This is a genomic window from Sulfurimonas sediminis (assembly GCF_014905115.1).
GTDB classification, from domain to species: domain Bacteria; phylum Campylobacterota; class Campylobacteria; order Campylobacterales; family Sulfurimonadaceae; genus Sulfurimonas; species Sulfurimonas sediminis.
This window is the reverse complement of record NZ_CP041235.1, coordinates 141,051-158,143: the sequence shown is the minus strand read 5'-3', so window position 1 is coordinate 158,143 and position 17,093 is coordinate 141,051. Positions and strand designations below refer to the sequence as shown.

At 39.9% G+C, this 17,093-nt stretch carries 20 protein-coding genes; 4 read left to right on the top strand and 16 right to left on the bottom strand.

The features are described from left to right. From FJR45_RS00860 to FJR45_RS00825, 8 genes are all read right to left on the bottom strand, one after another. Positions 1-1,041 carry a CNNM domain-containing protein gene (locus tag FJR45_RS00860; RefSeq protein ID WP_193150939.1) on the bottom strand — a complete coding sequence of 347 codons (1,041 nt, stop codon included), beginning with the start codon at positions 1,039-1,041 and terminating at the stop codon, positions 1-3. 14 nt (positions 1,042-1,055) lie between these two features. Further along, positions 1,056-2,384: a magnesium transporter gene (gene mgtE / locus FJR45_RS00855; protein ID WP_193150938.1), complete on the bottom strand. Its 1,329-nt coding sequence runs from the start codon at positions 2,382-2,384 to the stop codon at positions 1,056-1,058. Positions 2,385-2,403: 19 nt separating this feature from the next. Continuing rightward, complete coding sequence (locus FJR45_RS00850) at positions 2,404-3,147, bottom strand: DUF481 domain-containing protein (RefSeq protein ID WP_193150937.1); 744 nt, start codon at positions 3,145-3,147, stop codon at positions 2,404-2,406. 15 nt (positions 3,148-3,162) lie between these two features. Then, entirely contained in the window at positions 3,163-3,813 is a 651-nt protein-coding gene (locus FJR45_RS00845; protein ID WP_193150936.1) for an AMIN domain-containing protein, read from the bottom strand. Between the two features lie 46 nt (positions 3,814-3,859). Then, entirely contained in the window at positions 3,860-4,138 is a 279-nt protein-coding gene (locus FJR45_RS00840; protein WP_151901352.1) for a hypothetical protein, read from the bottom strand. Between the two features lie 7 nt (positions 4,139-4,145). Next, positions 4,146-5,411 (bottom strand): phosphopyruvate hydratase, encoded by a 1,266-nt coding sequence (gene eno / locus FJR45_RS00835; protein WP_193150935.1) that lies wholly within the window; start codon positions 5,409-5,411, stop codon positions 4,146-4,148. A gap of 42 nt (positions 5,412-5,453) precedes the next feature. Beyond that, positions 5,454-6,491 carry a recombinase RecA gene (gene recA / locus FJR45_RS00830; protein WP_193150934.1) on the bottom strand — a complete coding sequence of 346 codons (1,038 nt, stop codon included), beginning with the start codon at positions 6,489-6,491 and terminating at the stop codon, positions 5,454-5,456. Positions 6,492-6,651: 160 nt separating this feature from the next. Further along, positions 6,652-7,134 carry a DUF1269 domain-containing protein gene (locus tag FJR45_RS00825; RefSeq protein WP_193150933.1) on the bottom strand — a complete coding sequence of 161 codons (483 nt, stop codon included), beginning with the start codon at positions 7,132-7,134 and terminating at the stop codon, positions 6,652-6,654. A 102-nt stretch (positions 7,135-7,236) separates the two neighbouring features. On the opposite strand from FJR45_RS00825, the gene FJR45_RS00820 reads away from it, so the two are divergent. The 3 genes from FJR45_RS00820 to FJR45_RS00810 are packed head-to-tail and all read left to right on the top strand — an operon-like array spanning position 7,237 to position 9,167. Beyond that, positions 7,237-8,100, top strand: coding sequence for a menaquinone biosynthesis family protein (locus tag FJR45_RS00820; protein ID WP_193150932.1), 864 nt, complete (start codon positions 7,237-7,239; stop codon positions 8,098-8,100). Beyond that, positions 8,101-8,367: a flagellar biosynthesis protein FliQ gene (gene fliQ, locus FJR45_RS00815; RefSeq protein ID WP_193150931.1), complete on the top strand. Its 267-nt coding sequence runs from the start codon at positions 8,101-8,103 to the stop codon at positions 8,365-8,367. Then, positions 8,367-9,167, top strand: a complete 801-nt coding sequence (locus FJR45_RS00810) for a UDP-N-acetylmuramate dehydrogenase (protein ID WP_193150930.1) — start codon at positions 8,367-8,369, stop codon at positions 9,165-9,167. The genes fliQ and FJR45_RS00810 overlap by 1 nt, the downstream gene beginning before the upstream one ends. 161 nt (positions 9,168-9,328) lie before the next feature. Here the strand turns inward: FJR45_RS00810 and FJR45_RS00805 are convergent, their stop codons facing one another. The 7 genes from FJR45_RS00805 to FJR45_RS00775 all read right to left on the bottom strand — a co-directional run bounded on the left by FJR45_RS00805 (position 9,329) and on the right by FJR45_RS00775 (position 15,544). Beyond that, positions 9,329-10,081, bottom strand: coding sequence for a TIGR04219 family outer membrane beta-barrel protein (locus FJR45_RS00805; RefSeq protein ID WP_193150929.1), 753 nt, complete (start codon positions 10,079-10,081; stop codon positions 9,329-9,331). A gap of 178 nt (positions 10,082-10,259) precedes the next feature. Continuing rightward, a complete protein-coding gene (tpx, locus tag FJR45_RS00800; RefSeq protein WP_193150928.1) occupies positions 10,260-10,766 on the bottom strand; it encodes a thiol peroxidase in 507 nt (168 codons plus the stop codon). Positions 10,767-10,915: 149 nt separating this feature from the next. Next, positions 10,916-11,893 (bottom strand): tRNA (adenosine(37)-N6)-threonylcarbamoyltransferase complex transferase subunit TsaD, encoded by a 978-nt coding sequence (gene tsaD, locus FJR45_RS00795; protein ID WP_193150927.1) that lies wholly within the window; start codon positions 11,891-11,893, stop codon positions 10,916-10,918. Then, the gene (gene dxr / locus FJR45_RS00790) at positions 11,890-12,963 is read right to left on the bottom strand and encodes a 1-deoxy-D-xylulose-5-phosphate reductoisomerase (protein ID WP_193150926.1); all 1,074 of its coding nucleotides are present in this window, start codon (positions 12,961-12,963) and stop codon (positions 11,890-11,892) included. Before dxr ends, tsaD begins: the two co-directional genes overlap by 4 nt. Then, the gene (locus FJR45_RS00785) at positions 12,964-13,719 is read right to left on the bottom strand and encodes a phosphatidate cytidylyltransferase (protein ID WP_193150925.1); all 756 of its coding nucleotides are present in this window, start codon (positions 13,717-13,719) and stop codon (positions 12,964-12,966) included. It abuts the gene before it with no gap. Positions 13,720-13,760: 41 nt separating this feature from the next. Beyond that, complete coding sequence (locus FJR45_RS00780) at positions 13,761-14,081, bottom strand: cupredoxin domain-containing protein (protein ID WP_193150924.1); 321 nt, start codon at positions 14,079-14,081, stop codon at positions 13,761-13,763. Positions 14,082-14,215: 134 nt separating this feature from the next. Next, the gene (locus FJR45_RS00775) at positions 14,216-15,544 is read right to left on the bottom strand and encodes an NFACT RNA binding domain-containing protein (protein ID WP_193150923.1); all 1,329 of its coding nucleotides are present in this window, start codon (positions 15,542-15,544) and stop codon (positions 14,216-14,218) included. 79 nt (positions 15,545-15,623) lie between these two features. Here FJR45_RS00775 and FJR45_RS00770 point away from each other — a divergent pair, with 79 nt between their 5' ends. After that, the gene (locus tag FJR45_RS00770; RefSeq protein WP_193150922.1) at positions 15,624-16,295 is read left to right on the top strand and encodes a precorrin-2 C(20)-methyltransferase; all 672 of its coding nucleotides are present in this window, start codon (positions 15,624-15,626) and stop codon (positions 16,293-16,295) included. Here FJR45_RS00770 and FJR45_RS00765 read toward each other — a convergent pair. Then, a complete protein-coding gene (locus tag FJR45_RS00765) occupies positions 16,292-17,092 on the bottom strand; it encodes a precorrin-3B C(17)-methyltransferase (protein ID WP_193150921.1) in 801 nt (266 codons plus the stop codon). The genes FJR45_RS00770 and FJR45_RS00765 overlap by 4 nt on opposite strands. Between the last annotated feature and the right edge of the window lies 1 nt (position 17,093).

Genomic DNA, 17,093 nt, shown 5'->3' with positions numbered 1-17,093 from the left:
TTAATTTCCTTTGAACTTCCGTTTCATTTTCATTTTTCTCTTTGCCAGTTCTCTCATATCTTCGGTTGTATCACTCTCATCCATAATTTCCAAGCCCAGTATTGTTTCTATACAGTCTTCAAGAGTGATTATCCCCTCTGTCTGGTCATAATTGTCTGTGACTAAGAACATATGGTCTTTTTTCTTTATAAACATATCCAGTGCCTTGCTTACCGGTATGTTTTCATTGATGATAAATATCTCTTTTTTGATATAAGACAGGGGTACATTGTCATCCTGAAGTGCCTGTTTAAATATCTTTTTCGTCAGTACCAGCCCTGTTACATTTTCTATGGAACCTTTAAAAATCGGTATCCGGGAAAATTTAAAAATTGCCGGCTGGGTCTTGATAACATCTTTGATAAGCATATCTTCATCCAAAGCAAAAACAACGCTTCGCGGCGTGAGAATTTCACTCACTTTGATATTGTCAAGATTTAAAATATTTTCAATGACATCTGACTCTTTCTCATCTATCACCCCTTCATCTTCACTCATCAACATACTCTCAAGAAGTTCCTGTTTTGTTAAAGAGTTGGAATCCTTTTTTCCTTTTGATATTTTATTTGTAACAGCCAGGGTTGTCAGTATGATAGGATATGTAATCCATATAAAAACCCGAATAAAATATGCTGCCACTGGAGCCAGCTGTTTCCAGTAAATCGCCCCTATGGTTTTTGGAATTATCTCAGATATAAACAAAATGGCAAAAGTCAATATAACCGATACATACACTACCGCATCATTCCCAAATATTTTTGAAGCCTGTGCACCCACTGCCGCAGCACCGAGAGTGTTCGCAATGGTATTTAAAATAAGCACCGAAGCAATTGATTTGTGAATATCTTCTTTGTGGTGACGCAGAAGTTTTCCTACAGCAGGTTTCTCTTTCTCCAACACTGCCACATAAGACATGTTGACAGAGAGCAATACCGACTCTAATATTGAGCACAAAAACGAAATGCCGACAGAAAGAAGAAAAAATATGAGTAATAGTTCCAAGTTTTACAATTCCTTTAAAGTAATATATATTTTGCCAATGCCAAAAAGCTGAAAAAGCCGACAACATCAGTCACTGTTGTTAAAATAACAGTACTCCCAATAGCGGGGTCTATGCCAAGTATTTTGAGTAACAAGGGAATCATTGCTCCAAAAAATCCGGCCATTAACAGGTTAATTATCATACTTAATCCGATAACTACTCCAAGCATCGGTATATGAAACCACAACCACGCTATTATACCCATTACTACAGCAAAAAGCAGACCATTCATCAAAGAGATGACCACCTCTTTTTTTATGGTTCTAAAGGCATCTGTCTGCGATATTTCACCCAAAGCAAGTTGTCGTACAACAACGGTCAGACTCTGCGTTCCGGCATTGCCTCCCATTGAAGCCACTATGGGCATTAAAACAGCAAGCGCAACCATGGAGTTAATCGTCTCTGAAAACAATCCGATAACCAAAGAAGCGGCAATTGCCGTCAACAGGTTGATGCCCAGCCATGTTGCACGCTTTTTCGTTGCCTTGAGAACATCTTCATCCTCTTCCGCTTCGTCATCAACACCGGCAAGATTATACATCTGCTCTGTTGCGTGTTCATTGATGATATCATAAATATCATCAGAGGTGATACGACCAACAAGGATTCCTTCATCATTCACAACCGGCATAACAGAGAGGTCATACTCTTTAAAATAGTTTACAACCTCTTTGATATCTTCCGTATCTCGTGCACTTTTAGGCTCAAAAGACTCCTCACTCTGCTCAATATTCTCTTTGATGGTCTTTGAAAAATCAAATATGAGCAGGTCATCCAGACCTACCGTATACAAAAGTCTGTTGTTGCTGTCTACTATAAACAGATTTTGAACATTTTCAAGTTCATTCTCTTTTCTTAAACGGGCAAACCTTTTAATGACATCCTGAACTATTTCATCCTCTTTTGCAGTAAATACCTCAAGTTGCATGTAAGCGCCGGCCTGATCTTCATCATACTTTTTGAGTTTTGCAATTTCATGTTTGTCTTCGGCATCAAGCTTGTGAAATACTTCTGAAGCTTTATCTTCATCAACATCTTCCAACTCTTGCATAAACTCAAGCTGATCGTCTGATTCAAGTTCACTTACAGCATGAGAAAGTTCCTCTGCATTAAAGTTTTCGACCACATCATCAAAATACCTGTCAGGCAGAGCCAGTGCAACATCGCCTACCAGGTCTTTTGGAACCAGTTTTATTGCCTCGCTGAAATCTTTGTCATTTAAGCCTTTTAAAATTTTTGCTATTTCAGCCGGATGCATTTCACTGCTGCTGTGTGATTGTAAATATTTATTTAGTTCTTTCATCTATTATCTTATGTTCTTTTTAAAAATCATACACAAAACTTGTCTTTTGGGAAAAATCATATTTTTTTACTCCAATAGCAGGCCTTGTATCCTGATTGTATGTCAATTCAAAATTAATTGAAAGCCGTTTGTATATTGTTACTCTTAATTCTGCTGCATTTGATGCTATAGTATCACTCCATACATCTACTCTGGGCTGGTAGTAGCCAATATATGAAAATCTTACATTTTTGGTAAATCTGTTTTTATATGCAATATACATATTTAATCTTAAATTATGCTCACTCGGATCAACATTTGTCGTGTAGCTGATATATTCGCTAAAACCGCCAAATCCCACATAAATATTTCCATACCCCTGCATTTGTGTATGGTATCTCAGGCCAAGACCGGCCAGCAGCCTTTTTTCTACCTTTGTAAACTTGTTTGTCTGAGACTGTACAAACGCTTCCCAGTTCAAATGTTTCGTATAGAGTGTATGAATGTAGCGCAGATGTGCATACGTGTTTTGTCTGTTTAGCGCTCCTGATGCTTTCGCGTAATTAAATGCTATATCGCTCCATGCCACATAGGAGCTGTTATTGTCATATATCATACGCAAACCTGCACTGTACTCATCGGTCTCGGTATTGCCCCGTGTTGTGGAAAAAGAGCCTTTTACACCGCCACTCAGCCCTGGCTGTTTCCCAATATCTACCGGTGCTATGGTAATGACAGCCTCCAAATTAACCAAAAACAGTACCAATATAATCAATAACTTCATCTACAACCTTGCATTTTATAAAAGTGTAATTATATATCCGCCACGGATATAATCCAGTTTATAGCTGTAATATCCATCGAGTTCTATCACAACCCTGTAGTAGCCTTTATGTGTTCCCAGTCGTATTTTTGTAAAAAGAGAACCCTCTTTCAAGCTTTTTATCAGACTGCCTATATCTGTATCACGCTTAAAGTCACAGACGATTCTATGTGGTTTGACCAACAAAAAATTCCTCAGTATTTTATCTTTTGTCAAAATCTTGAGTTTGTTCTTTTTGACATAAAATGCTATGAACTTTAATGATGCGACTTTTTTGTATTTTATTTTTTTACTGCTTTTTTTACTCTGTTTTTCAATAAACTGTGTAGTGTCGGATTCATTATAGTTTTGTGAAATGAAAATAGGCAGATGCCAGTCTATCGCATTTTGGATAGTGACTTTTTTATGTGCAATCGAACCGTCGAGATTTTTATATGTCACAGTAACACTTTCAATCGTTCGTGCAGTTGAGGGCAATGTCACAGTGGCTCTCTTGAGCATCGGCAGTTTTGTTGTCTGATTGGATGTTAAAGGGATATCCTCTCCGCTCTGTACCGGGAAAAAGGGATTTTCTCTTGCATGAAGCATCAAAAAAAAGAGACTTAAAAACAACAAAACTCTTATCATAATAACAAACCCTATTTTTTTAATACATTATAGCAAATTTATATGATTATTGTGCAGAAATTTCTTTGAGTTCAAAATACTCGCGTTGCAGTTCAGCATTTTCTTTTTTCAAATGCACTACTTCATTTTGAAGATAGTTCTCATACTCCTGCAAACCAAAGAGAACTTCAAGGGAGTTTGTACCATACAAAAGTACACCCAAATATATCCCCAGCCCAATGACCAGAGCAAACAGGAGAAAAAACTTTTTTAAAGAGAGTCCCAGATATTTTTGGGTAATTGTCTGGGATGTGTCAATCTCTTCAAAAAGCTCTTCTTTGTTCATAAGATACCTAAGAGAACAGTGCCGAACCTAAATATTCACTGTAAACTGTTTCATTTTCAATTTCCAGTAAACGATTGTATTTTGCAGTTCTTTCACCTCGCGCAGTCGAACCTGTTTTAATCTGACCACAGTTCAATGCCGTAGCAAAATCAGCGATAAACGCATCTTCACTCTCCCCTGAACGATGGCTCATTACACAGGTGTAACCGTTTCTTTGGGCAAGACGAACTGTCAGCATCGTTTCACTTACTGAACCAATCTGGTTTGGCTTTATCAAAATAGAGTTGGCAATGCCTTTTTCTATCCCTTCATGCAAAATACTTGCATTTGTAACAAACAGGTCATCACCGACAATCTGGATTTTATCACCGAGTTTTTCAGTCATCAGTTTAAATCCGTCCCAGTCGTCTTCGCTCAAACCGTCTTCAATCGATACAATAGGATACTTTGCACATAAATTTTCATAATAGGCTACAAGTTCTTCACTGCTGAGCGTACGACCTTCAGACTCTAATCGGTATCCGCCTTGTGTCACAATTTCACTCGCTGCAACATCCAGTGCAATCCCAATCTCTTCACCTGGTTTGTATCCGGCTTTTTCAATCGCTTCCATGATAACCTGAATTGGTTCCTCATTCGAACTCAAATCCGGTGCAAAACCACCCTCGTCACCAAGCGCCGTACTGTGTCCTTTTGCAGCCAAAATAGATTTCAGGTTGTGGTACACTTCAGCAGAAGCGCGTAAAGATGTTGCAAAATCTTCAAAACCGACAGGCATAATCATATACTCCTGAAAGTCTACATTATTGTCAGCATGGCTTCCGCCATTGATGATATTGAGCATTGGTGTCGGCATAACCATTGCATTGGCTCCGCCCAAATAGCGGTACAAAGGAATACCAAGACTCTGTGCAGCAGCACGTGCAACCGCCATAGAGACACCAAGAACAGCATTTGCCCCGAGATTTCCATAGTTTTGTGTTCCGTCAAGCTCTTTCATTGTTGCATCAATGACAGCCTGATTAAAAGGACTCATCCCGATAAGCACATCAGAAATCTGAGAATTCACATTTTCAACAGCCTTTAAAACACCTTTGCCCATGTAGCGATCACCGCCGTCACGCAACTCCAAAGCTTCGCGTTTTCCGGTACTTGCCCCTGAGGGTACTATTGCGCTTGCGGTTGTTCCGTCACTCAGTCTTACTGTTGCTTTTACTGTCGGATTCCCGCGGGAGTCCATTACTTCAATTGCACTTACATCATCAATAAACATATATCATACCTTCTTAAAAATTTTAAATATCCTATAGGCTTTTTACGCGTCGGCTTCTGCTATATCAGAAGTATCCATCGTCATAAGAGAGCTCATGCCCATCGCCTGTTTAACCTTCTCTTCAATCTCAGCTGCAAGTTCCGGCTCATCTTTAAATTTTGCCTTGACATTTTCACGGCCTTGACCAAGTTTGGTCTCTCCATAAGAAAACCAAGCCCCGCTTTTGTCTATTATGTCTAATTTTACACCATAGTCAACGAGCTCACCCTCTTTTGAGATTCCTTCTCCGAACATTATATCAAATTCTGCCTGACGAAAAGGAGGGGCCACTTTGTTTTTAATTACTTTTGCTTTGACTCTGTTACCAATTTGAGTCTCCCCCTGCTTCAGTGAAGCAATGCGGCGTACATCTATACGAACAGATGCATAAAATTTCAATGCATTTCCACCCGTTGTTGTCTCCGGTGAGCCATACCCCATCATGCCTATTTTCATACGAATCTGATTGATAAATATAATGGTACAGTTCATTTTGCTCAACACGCCTGTGAGCTTTCGCAGAGCTTTACTCATTAAACGGGCCTGCAAACCGACCTGCTGGTCATTCATTTCACCCTCAAGTTCAACTTTTGGTGTCAATGCAGCCACGGAATCAATGACAATCAAATCAATTGCGCCACTGCGGGCAATTGTTTCTACAATATCAAGTGCCTGCTCTCCGTAGTCTGGTTGAGATACAAGCAGATTGTCTATGTCCACCCCGAGATTTTTTGCATAAACAACATCAAGGGCATGTTCCGCATCTATAAAAGCACATACTCCGCCGTTTTTCTGACACTCAGCAGTAATTTGCAGAGCCAGTGTTGTTTTTCCGGAACTTTCAGGGCCGTATATTTCGACAACTCTTCCCTGTGGTACACCACCTATACCCAATGCCAAATCAAGCCCCAAAGAACCTGTACTGATAGACTGAATCGGCATAATATCTTTATCTCCCAGGCGCATTAAAGAACCTTTACCAAAGGCTTTGTCAATTTGCTTCATCGCCAAGTCTAATGATTTTTGTTTGTTTGCATCCATGTTGGACTCACTTATTTATGAAATTTAGACTCATTCTATGTAAAAAATATCAATATGTCTAAATTTATGTCATTTTGTCATATTATTGGAGATATTCTTTTTACATAGTCTTTGGTGGAATTTTAGCTAAAAAACATAAAAAGAAGTAAATAAAAATAATTTACTTTTGCGCTACAGTTTTTTCTGCTATTTCTACGGCATCTTCATCTCCGTGCACAATAACAAGTATTTTGTTCTCCTGTATCATATCTCCATATTTTTCCGCCAAAGATTTTTCTATGCCCAAATCAACAAGCCAGGCCGTCATAGCCCCGGTTGCTCCAAACATTACAGCCCCTGCTGCCATCCCTGCGATAGATGCAAGTATTCGCCCCGTTGCCACTATTGGTCCGACTCCCGGAGCCCAGAAGAGAATGCCGCCCATCAGCACTCCCCAAAGACCTCCCCAAAAAGCACCCTGCTCACCCCAAAAAATTATATTTTCACTGTGTTTTTTATACTCAAATTCATTTTTCTCTTCCTGTTCTCCTTTGGCAATGACAGAAATATATTTTTTCAGTACACCGTTTGCCAGCAGCTTATTGACAAATTCTGCCGCTTCATCGTAGTTATCATAGACTTTTACCAATGCTTCTTTACTCATAACAATCTCCTTATATTAAAAATAATTCCAAATTATTATACTCCTTTTTGGATTAAATAAATCAAAAAGTTCTTTTTATCTATTTTTCGATAAAATAAACCCATGAAAAAAACTCTTATTGCACATTCACCTGACGCAGACGATATTTTTATGTACTATGCTATCAAATTCGGCTGGGTAGATATGAAAGATACACACTTTGACAATATTGCAAAAGATATACAAACCCTCAATGAGGATGCACTTAAGGGTGTGTATGATATTGTAGCCATCAGTTTTGCCCTCTATCCGAATATCAGAGAAGAGTATGCTCCGCTTCGAACCGCTGTAAGTTTCGGAGAGGGTTATGGTCCTAAACTTATTAAAAGAAAAGGACAAAAACTCAGACGAAATTTCAAAGTGGCTCTCAGCGGCAAGCATACAACCAATGCAATGCTTTTTCGCATCGCCTACCCTGAGGCACGCATTAGCTATATGAATTTTCTGGAAATAGAGGATGCCGTCAAAGAGGGGAAAGTGGATGCCGGAGTACTGATACACGAAAGCATATTAACCTTTGCCAACGAGCTTGAAGTTGAGCGTGAGATGTGGGATATCTGGCAGGAACTTGCCGGCAGGGAGTTGCCTCTGCCTCTGGGAGGCATGGCTATTCGTCGCTCTTTGCCTCTCAATCGTGCAATAGATTATGAAAAAACACTGACAAAAGCAGTGCAGGTTGCCCGTGACCACAAAGAGAGACTCTCGAACATGCTTATAGAGCGTGATCTCGTCCGCATAGATGCACAGACACTCGAAAAATATCTTGAACTTTATGCGAATGATGACTCCATCACCCTCAGCGATATTCAATACGAAGCCATCGACAAACTCTTTGAAATAGGCTATGAACACGGATTTTACGACAGACCCGTCAGTATCAGAGACTATCTGATCCCTACAGAGTATACGGCACTGAGAGAGTCATAAATGGAAGCAAAACTTGTAGCACTTGGCGTACAGACATTTCAGATTGCACTCTATCTCGCACTTCCAGGACTCCTTACAGGTATGCTGCTCGGACTGGCTGTCAGTATTTTTCAGGCAACAACACAGATCAATGAAATGACGCTCTCTTTTATTCCTAAAATTATCGGTGTTGTTATTGTCATCGTCCTTACAATGCCCTGGATGCTCAACGAGATGACAGACTTTTCTGTCGGTGTATTTAATATGATTCCCACTTTTGTCGAGTAATGCAGTTTAGAAGTATAGATTTTTCAAAATATTCCTCTTTTAAAATAGGGAGTATCGTTGATGTTGCTCTTTTAAAAGACGATTTTACCGATTTGGCAGACTATACGCTCATAGGCTCCTGCAACAATACTCTTATCGGACCCAATCCACCAAAACTGATGATGCTCGATAAAAAATATTACTATATAAAAATAGAAAACGGTCTTTTAAAAATCGGCGGAGCAACACCCTCGGGTAAAATTGCCTCTTTTTGTAAAAAACACAACATCACAAACTTTGAATTTCTTTCCCATCTTCCGGGAAAACTCGGTGGTCTCGTTTATATGAATGCCGGACTCAAAGAATTTGAAATTTTTAACAATCTTGTCAGCATTACCACCCCATCCGGGTTACATGTAAAGAAGGAGATAGAATTTGGGTATAGAAGAACAAATATCAAAGAACCCATACTTGAAGCTGCTTTTTCTTTGGCATATGGTTTTAGTCAGGAAAAAGCAGCTATGTTTAAAAAAATGCGTGCAAATCAGCCCACAACCCCGAGTGCAGGCAGCTGCTTTAAAAACCCCGAAGGTGATTATGCCGGCAGACTGATAGAAGCTGTCGGACTCAAAGGGAAAAAAGTCGGCAATATGGAGTTCAGTAGAGTCCATGCGAATTTTTTAGTCAACAACGGCAACGGCAGTTTTAAAGATGCTGTTTTTCTGATAAACGAGGCACAGAAAAGAGTTTTTGAGAGTTTTGGAATAAAACTGGAGTTGGAGATAGTTATTTTGGACAGGGAAACAAAAGTGCTGTTTTAATGTACAGGCAATTCAGCCGGCACTGAAGTACCGGTTCCGAAAAAGATGCTTCACTTAATAGCATTGACAGGTTCCGAAACTCCTTGGAATCGGTACTTTCTATGCTAAAGCATGACTTAGAAAAAAACTAAATTTTTTTCTGCAGTGCCGACCTTGCGTTTTTAAAAACGCAGCATTAAACCTGCATAAAATCCTGAAAAATCCATATCTGTTTTCACATCTTCGCCGTCTTCATCTATCTTTATTTTTTGCGTTCTGTAGCCTATTTCAAGAGCAGGCTGCACAATCGATGAAATGTCAAAGGTATAGTCTATTTTTGCACGCACGTCATAAATAGTTGAAGAACCCGTAGTCACATACTTTGCATCACTTTCAAGGGCTATGTTTGTTGTTGGAATTTCCACTCTGACTCTTGCATAAAGAAGAGGAATCGGTGCGGTATAAGAATCCTGATACCCGGGAAATAGTCCGTTTTTGGCAACTGTGTAGTCCATGTTCATCACTTTTATATCCAGTCCCAGATCAACAGTTGTCCAAAAGGTATTGTCAAGTATGTTATAGTAAGGAATGATATCATACTCTTTGATATCCAAAACACTGTTTGATGACCCCGGTATAGCCACGCCACCCCATGAACCTGTTGCCGTACCGGTTGCATGGATACTGACATACTCAAGTCTTATATTCGGAACAACCGGAATCGGATGTTTTATAAGCATCCATACGTAGGCCGATGTATCTTTTTTTTCATCAAAAGTATTTGTACCTGTTACGCCGCCGCCAGCCTTATAATCAGCTGTCCCCGATGGTGTTTGTGCCCATGCACCTGCACCGATTTCAACTCTTGCCATATCGGCACAAAGCGAAGCGCTCAAAATTGTACTTACAGCTATAGCGGATAAGATTTTTTTCATGTTTAACCCCGTTTAAATAATTTTCTTTATTATATCAGAGATTCTTGAAGGAGTATTAAAACTTATTGATTAGATAGCGTTTGCATTTTGAATAAATCAAAATGCAAACAGAAGGAGAAACAAAATAAGACTTACTCATTTTGCTTTTTTGCCACCAATGGCGGCAAGAGAGAAGTTACTATTTTTTAGCAGCTTCTATTGCAGCGTCATACTGAGGCTCTTCAGTGATTTCTGGAACGATTTCTTTGTAAGTTACGATTCCGTTTTCATCAATTACGAAGATAGCACGAGCAGTTACACCTGCAAGTGGAGAACCACCTAAAAGCACACCGTATGCGTTAGCGAAGTCTTTGTTTCTGAAATCTGAAGCAACAGTTAATTTGTCGATTCCTTCAGCTGAACAAAAGCGTCCTGCAGCAAAAGGAAGGTCCATAGAAACAACAACAGTTTTAACACCCTCAAGTTCTGCAGCTTTTGCATTGAAGTTACGAGTTTCTGTAGCACATACACCTGTATCAAGTGAAGGAACTACGATAATAAGTTGCTTTGTACCTTGAGCACCACCAACTTTTACATCACCCAAACCCTCTGAGTTTACTACATTAACTTCAGGAGCTTTGTCCCCTACATTTACTTCATTTCCTAATAACTCTACGTCTGTACCTTTGAATTTAGTTGTTGCCATATTCAATTTCCTTTTGATTGATACTCTTTCAAGTATCTAAATTTTATATTTAGAAGTATACACTTAAAAGATTAATAATTAACTTATCTGTTATGAAAAAATTCTACTTTAAGTTAAATTTAATTAATGGCAAAGGAGCTGCCTTTAACCTACATTTTCACCCGTGGAGCCACCTGTACTTCTTCCATAGAGGTAAACATGTTTTTTTTGTACATATCAACGGCAACCCGTCCTATCATAGCCGCATTGTCCGAACAGTATTGCAACTCGCTTAAAAGGAGTTTTGCGCCATAAGGTTTGAGCAATTCTTGAATCTCTCCTCTGAGGTACAAATTTGCACTTGCCCCTCCGACTATGGCAAAGTTTTTTGGAGGATTTGTCTGAAAATACTTTTTGAGCTTGTGAATCAGATGTTTGCTTGCTATATGTTCAAAAGAGGCTGCAATGTCTTTGTAATCCTGTGGTTCTGATTTTTCAACAGCCAGCCTCACTGCATTTTTCAGCCCTGAGTAGCTAAAAGCCAGCTGCGGCGTTCGCAAAAGAGGAACAGTAAAATTGTATCTTTTTCTATCACCCTCTTTTGCAAGCTTTTCTATGGCCGGTCCACCGGGATATCCCAGTCTCATCATCTTTGCGACCTTGTCAAAACTCTCACCGAAACTGTCATCCATACTTTTTGCCACTGTTGTAATCTCACTCAGGCTTTTTACTTCCATCACTTGCGTATGCCCGCCCGAAACAAGCAGAACCGTCAAAGGAAAAAGGGTCTCTTTTTCAATAAAAAGCGAGTAGATATGCCCAATAAGATGGTTGACCGCAATAAGCGGAATATCAAGCGCAATACTCACCGCTTTTGCAAGGGTCACTCCCTCTATCAGTGTAACAGCCAGTCCGGGGCTGGCAGTCACCGCAACAGCCTTTAGCTCTTTAAAATAAGGCTCACACTGCTCCAAAATCTTTGGCAATGCTTCTGCATGCAGGCGTGCTGCCAGTTCCGGAACGACACCGCCATATACGCTGTGTTCGATTTCCTGAGAAATTTTTTTATGAAAAACGAGCCTGTTTGTTGCTATCTCTGTTACAGCAATTGCACTGTCATCACAGGAGCTTTCTATACTTAAAATCATCTGTTCTTTCCTACAAATTTTCGTACTTCTTTATCTATAAGGAATATATCGCTTACATGTAAAGGGCGGATATCATGAAAGTTTTCGTACGCATTGATAATAATTTTACTGATATCCATAAAACCTATTTTTTTGGCGATAAACATCTCAATGGCCGCCTCATTTGCCGCATTGACAACAACGCCTCTTTGCGGATTTTTCAGCAGATCTTCTTTCATCTGCCAGACAGGATAACGCTGGGGACTGATTTGACGAAACTCCAGACGGCCCACTTGCACAAGATCGACATGCTCTAAAATCGCCTCATCCATTTTTTCATCCAGGGCATAGGCTATGGGCAACTGCATACTCGCATTGGCAAAATGTGCTGTGGTTGAGCCATCTTTGAAGTCTATCATCGCGTGAATCAACGACTGTGTCTCAATAATGGCATCATATTCTCCCTCGCCAAAGAGCCAGCGGGCTTCGAGGAGTTCAAACATTTTGTTGACCATTGTTGCCGAATCTATTGTGATTTTTTGCCCCATTGACCAGTTTGGATGCTTTTGTGTATCTGAGAGTGTTGCCGTATGCAGCCGTGCTATATCCCAGTCACGAAAAGCCCCGCCGCTTGCTGTAATCGTCATTTTTTTTACCGGTCTCTCCTGCAACAGATACCACAACCCGAAATGCTCACTGTCTATAGGCTGAATTTTTGATGTATCAATGAAACTGCCGCAGGCAACGAGTGACTCTTTGTTTGCCAAGGCTACTTTTTTATCACATTCTATGGCTTTGAGTGTCGGACGCAGTCCTAAAAAACCCACCAGTGCATTGACAACAAGTTTTGAATCTGCTGTTTCTATGGCATCAAGTATAGCTTCTTCGCCTGCATAAACATTACTGTGATTTACATTGTGAATATCTTCTGCGTTTGCGATAACTACAATTTTCGGATTGTGTTCTTTGATCTGTTCATTCAGAAGGCGGATGTTTTTTCCGCAGGCCAGTACCTCAACATTTATACCAAAACGTCTGGCAACCAGCAAAGCATTGACACCGATGGAACCGGTAGAGCCTAAAAGTATCAACTAGACCAGTCCGCGAAGCAGTACAAGCATGACAATCGCCCCGAAAAGGTAGCCGTCAATTCTGTCCAGTATTCCGCCATGTCCAGGAAGCAGATCACCGCTGTCTTTTACCCCGGCACGGCGTTTGAGCGATGACTCAAACAAATCGCCAAATATTGAGCTCAGAGCAACCATAAAAGAGATTACAAGTGCAATCCAGAAGTCAACAGCAAAAACACCCAAAAATGCACCGACAACTGTTGCAAGAGCTACCCCGCCTATCACACCCTCAAGTGTTTTGTTCGGACTTGTTTCACAAAACTTTGTTTTTCCTATGCTTTTACCTACAAAATAGGCACCAATATCAGTCAGAGCAACAACACCCAGCAGCCAGACAAGTGACAATATGCCATACTCTTCATACATGGTTAAAATAAAAAGAAGTCCTGCCGTCGGATAGATAAACGGTAAGAAATCAACCCATTTCAGGTTTTTGTCATACGCCACGGCAGAGGCATAGCCGACACCTGCAAGCACAAACAAATCATCCCCGTAAGGATAAAAAGCGGCTATAAGCCATAAAAGTGCGGCAAAAGGCAGAAGATTGTCTTTTTCTACACCAAAAAGAACAACAGCCTCTTTAAATGCCAGCAAATAGACAGCGCCTAAAAACAGCCACATAACAAAAAAGTTGTCTATCAGTCCGACAATCAGCACAACGGCCAAAAGTGCCAATCCTGTCACTATTCTCTCTCGAGAGTCTCGCAATATGCTCATAAAAAATTCCTGTAAATTTTTGAATAAAATATTATATCAAATCAGACTTTAATATCTAATAGGTGCAGTGGTTCGTCCGGCTCTTCATCACTCTCTTCTTCAACAATTTCATGCCCCTGATTTTTTGGCAGATTGTTTGTTTCCTGATCTGCTTCTTCTCTTTGGTGTTCACGATCAGGATCTATGGCATGACTCTCTTCGGTAGGACGGACCTCTTCTATCTCTTTTTCTTTCTCCTGCACAGCAGCCTGTGCGGCAAGATTTTGCAAATCAAAACGGACATATTGATTGCCCTGCAAAGGTGTGACGGCAGGTGTCATTTGGTTTACCAGGACTACATTTCCGATAGCTCCGACACTCATACGCTCCTCCTTGCTTTTGGTTCACAAAACCGGTACTTTCATATCGACTGTTGTTACTTCTTCACTATTCTCAGCCCACCCTAAAGGATGGGTTCCAAAACTTTCCGAAATCGGTACTTCAGTGCCGACTGTTGCTAGGCTCTTGTATCTACCTCTATTGTCTTGTACTTATTATACAACACATTTGCTCCGTTTTGGATGGTGACTTCTCGTCTTGGAGTATAATCGACCAAAAAGCGGTCTTTTGAAGTGGTACTGAATTCCACACAGAGTCTTGCCGCTGCCAAAATGATGTTTTGCGGGAGATTTTGCTTGTCGGTGGTGATGATGACATGGGCGGAGGGGCGGTCTTTCATGTGGAGCCAGATATCTTTTGCGCGTGCATTTTTAAGCAGTTCCACATTGCCTTTTTCGTTTTTGCCAAGCTGCACCTTATAGCCTTCTATCCAAAACACTTCTATGGAGTCATTTTGCCTGACTTTTTTGTTTTGCACTTTTTTGGGCAAAAGCATCTCTATTTTTGCCACATCTTTTGCCTCTTTGATTACATGTATAAAGCGTTTGAGATGTTCTATTTTAGAACGCAGCGACTCCTCTTCTATATGCAGATGTTTGGCACGCTGTTTTGCTTTTTTACTTTTGGAAAAGAACATTTCACTTATCATAAAAGGCGTGGGATAGCGTTTTTGTAATGCTATGTGCACTTTTGAACCATCATAATCTTCCAGTTCTATTTCTCTTGCATAGGGTTTGATATTTTGCACATTTGAGAGTACCAAATTCCCCAAATGTCCGTTTTCCTCTGCCTCTTTTTCCAGACTCCCCTGTGAATCAAGTTTTTCATAAAGTTTTTGCAGTTTTTGCAGTTTTTTCTCAAGCTGGGAAATTTTTTGCTTTTTGAGGTTATCAAGTTTTGCATTTTGCTCTTTTTCATAGACTCCGTACAAAAACTGCTCCACATCCTCAAGCGGGTACTCTTTTGCCACAAAAGGCGCAGGCGGGACATCGAGCAGTTTTTGGCCAACCCGTACTTCTCTAAAAGAGGAAAACAGATCAACATGACGCAGTGCTTCAAGCACAACATTATCCTCATCCAAAATAATCACATTGGTATATTTGCCTGTAAACTCTATCTGCAGGTAGGTAATCTCTTCTTTATAAGCAGAAGCCAGAGAGGTTTTGATGCGAATAATTTTGTCATTGTTAAGCAGCATTACATGTAAGACGTTTGCACGGTTGAAACGCTTGGCCAAAATAACATCAAAGGGGGCATTGTAGACCTTGGAACGCGGATACTCTTCACACTTAAAAATGCTTGAATTTGAGCGTTGCATATTAAAATAGAGGGCATCATTTTTGTCAAAAACAATTTTAATGATGCTGTCACTCACCCGAAATGCAGCAGAGATTTTTTTAAAATTTTGTAAATAATCAGTAATTTGTTTTAAATGTGAAAGTTTCATAGCTTAATTCTAACATACAAACCATTCATAAAAAGCACACTTTAGAAGAAGTTAGTTATAATTTCGCAAAAAGAAAATAATGAATCAAAAACTTACTATGGTCTCTTTGGGTCCGGGAGATGTTGAGCTTTTAACCCTTAAAGCACTCAATGCTTTTAAAGAGTGTGATGCTATCTGTGTACCTACAAAGAGCCAAGACAACAGCTTCACTAAATCTATCAGTTATAAAATCGTTTCTAATGCTTTGAAACTGTTACATGTAACTAAACCTATTATCCCCGTCTATTCACCGATGCACTTTATCTATGAAGACTGGGTACATGAAGCTGACATAATTTTAGAGACACTGCAAAAATATGAAAAAATCTGTTTTGTCACTCTGGGCGATGCCGCTATCTACTCTAGCATTTACTATCTGCTTGACATCATCAAGAAAAAAAACAAAAAAATTTATGAAAGCTGTGAAGTTATTCCAGGAGTAACCTCATTTAGTGCGGCTTCTGCCGAAGTTCAAAAAGCCCTTTGCTTAGGTGATGAAGAGCTCACCATAAAACCTATAAATCCAAGAGGTAAAGTCAAAACTACAGAAATTTTAATGCGTCCAAAAATCGGAATGGATACAGAAGTTTTAGGAGAAGGTGATTTTTATACTTTTGAAAATATGTATCTTGAAGATGCGAAAATCACATCTTCAAAGATTGCTAAAGTCAAAAAATATATGACCCTATTTATCAACTTTGCAAGACGTTAGTTGATCTTTTTCCATTCACCCTTTTGCGCACCGCTTAAGTCGTACTTGTTCAAATAGCCTCTAGGCGTTAAAACTCTCCCATCACTTGTGAGTTTTGTTGTAGAGTTTCCTATAAGTAGGGTTGTGGACATATTGACCTCTTCGTTTTCCACGCCTGCATCTATGAGCTCTTTTGCTGTAATAATTTTTATCATCTGATTCTCGCGCCCCAGATCTCTTGCGACCACTACAGGACGAGAGGAATCAATATTTTTCAACTGCTCAAGCATACCACGATACGGCTCAAGTCTGCTTCTGCTTTTTGGGTTGTAAATTGAGATGATGAAATCTCCCTCCAATGCCAAACGCAATCGTTTTTGAATCAACTCAGCATCTGTTAATCTGTCAGAAAGTGATATAAGACAAAAATCTTGACTAATAGGTGCACCCACTTCACTCGCAAGCGCTAAAACAGAACTAATTCCCGGCAGAGCCGAATACTCTATACTCTCCCACAAATCAAGCGTATCTATAAGTTCAACCACCAAAGAGCCCATAGCATAGACATTTGCATCACCGTTTGAGAGCAGTGCTACTGTTCTGCCTTTTTTTGCCTCATCTATAGCATACTGTACGCGCTCTATCTCTTTTGTCATCGGTGTTGTAAAGACCTCTTTGTCTGCTACTAACTCAGGTAAATCTTTGGCATATTTTGTATACGCTACGATTAAATCTGCCTCTTGAATCACATTGATTGCCTCTTGCGTGAGGTATCTATCCCCTCCTGCACCAGTGGATACTAAAGTTAGTTTTCCCATA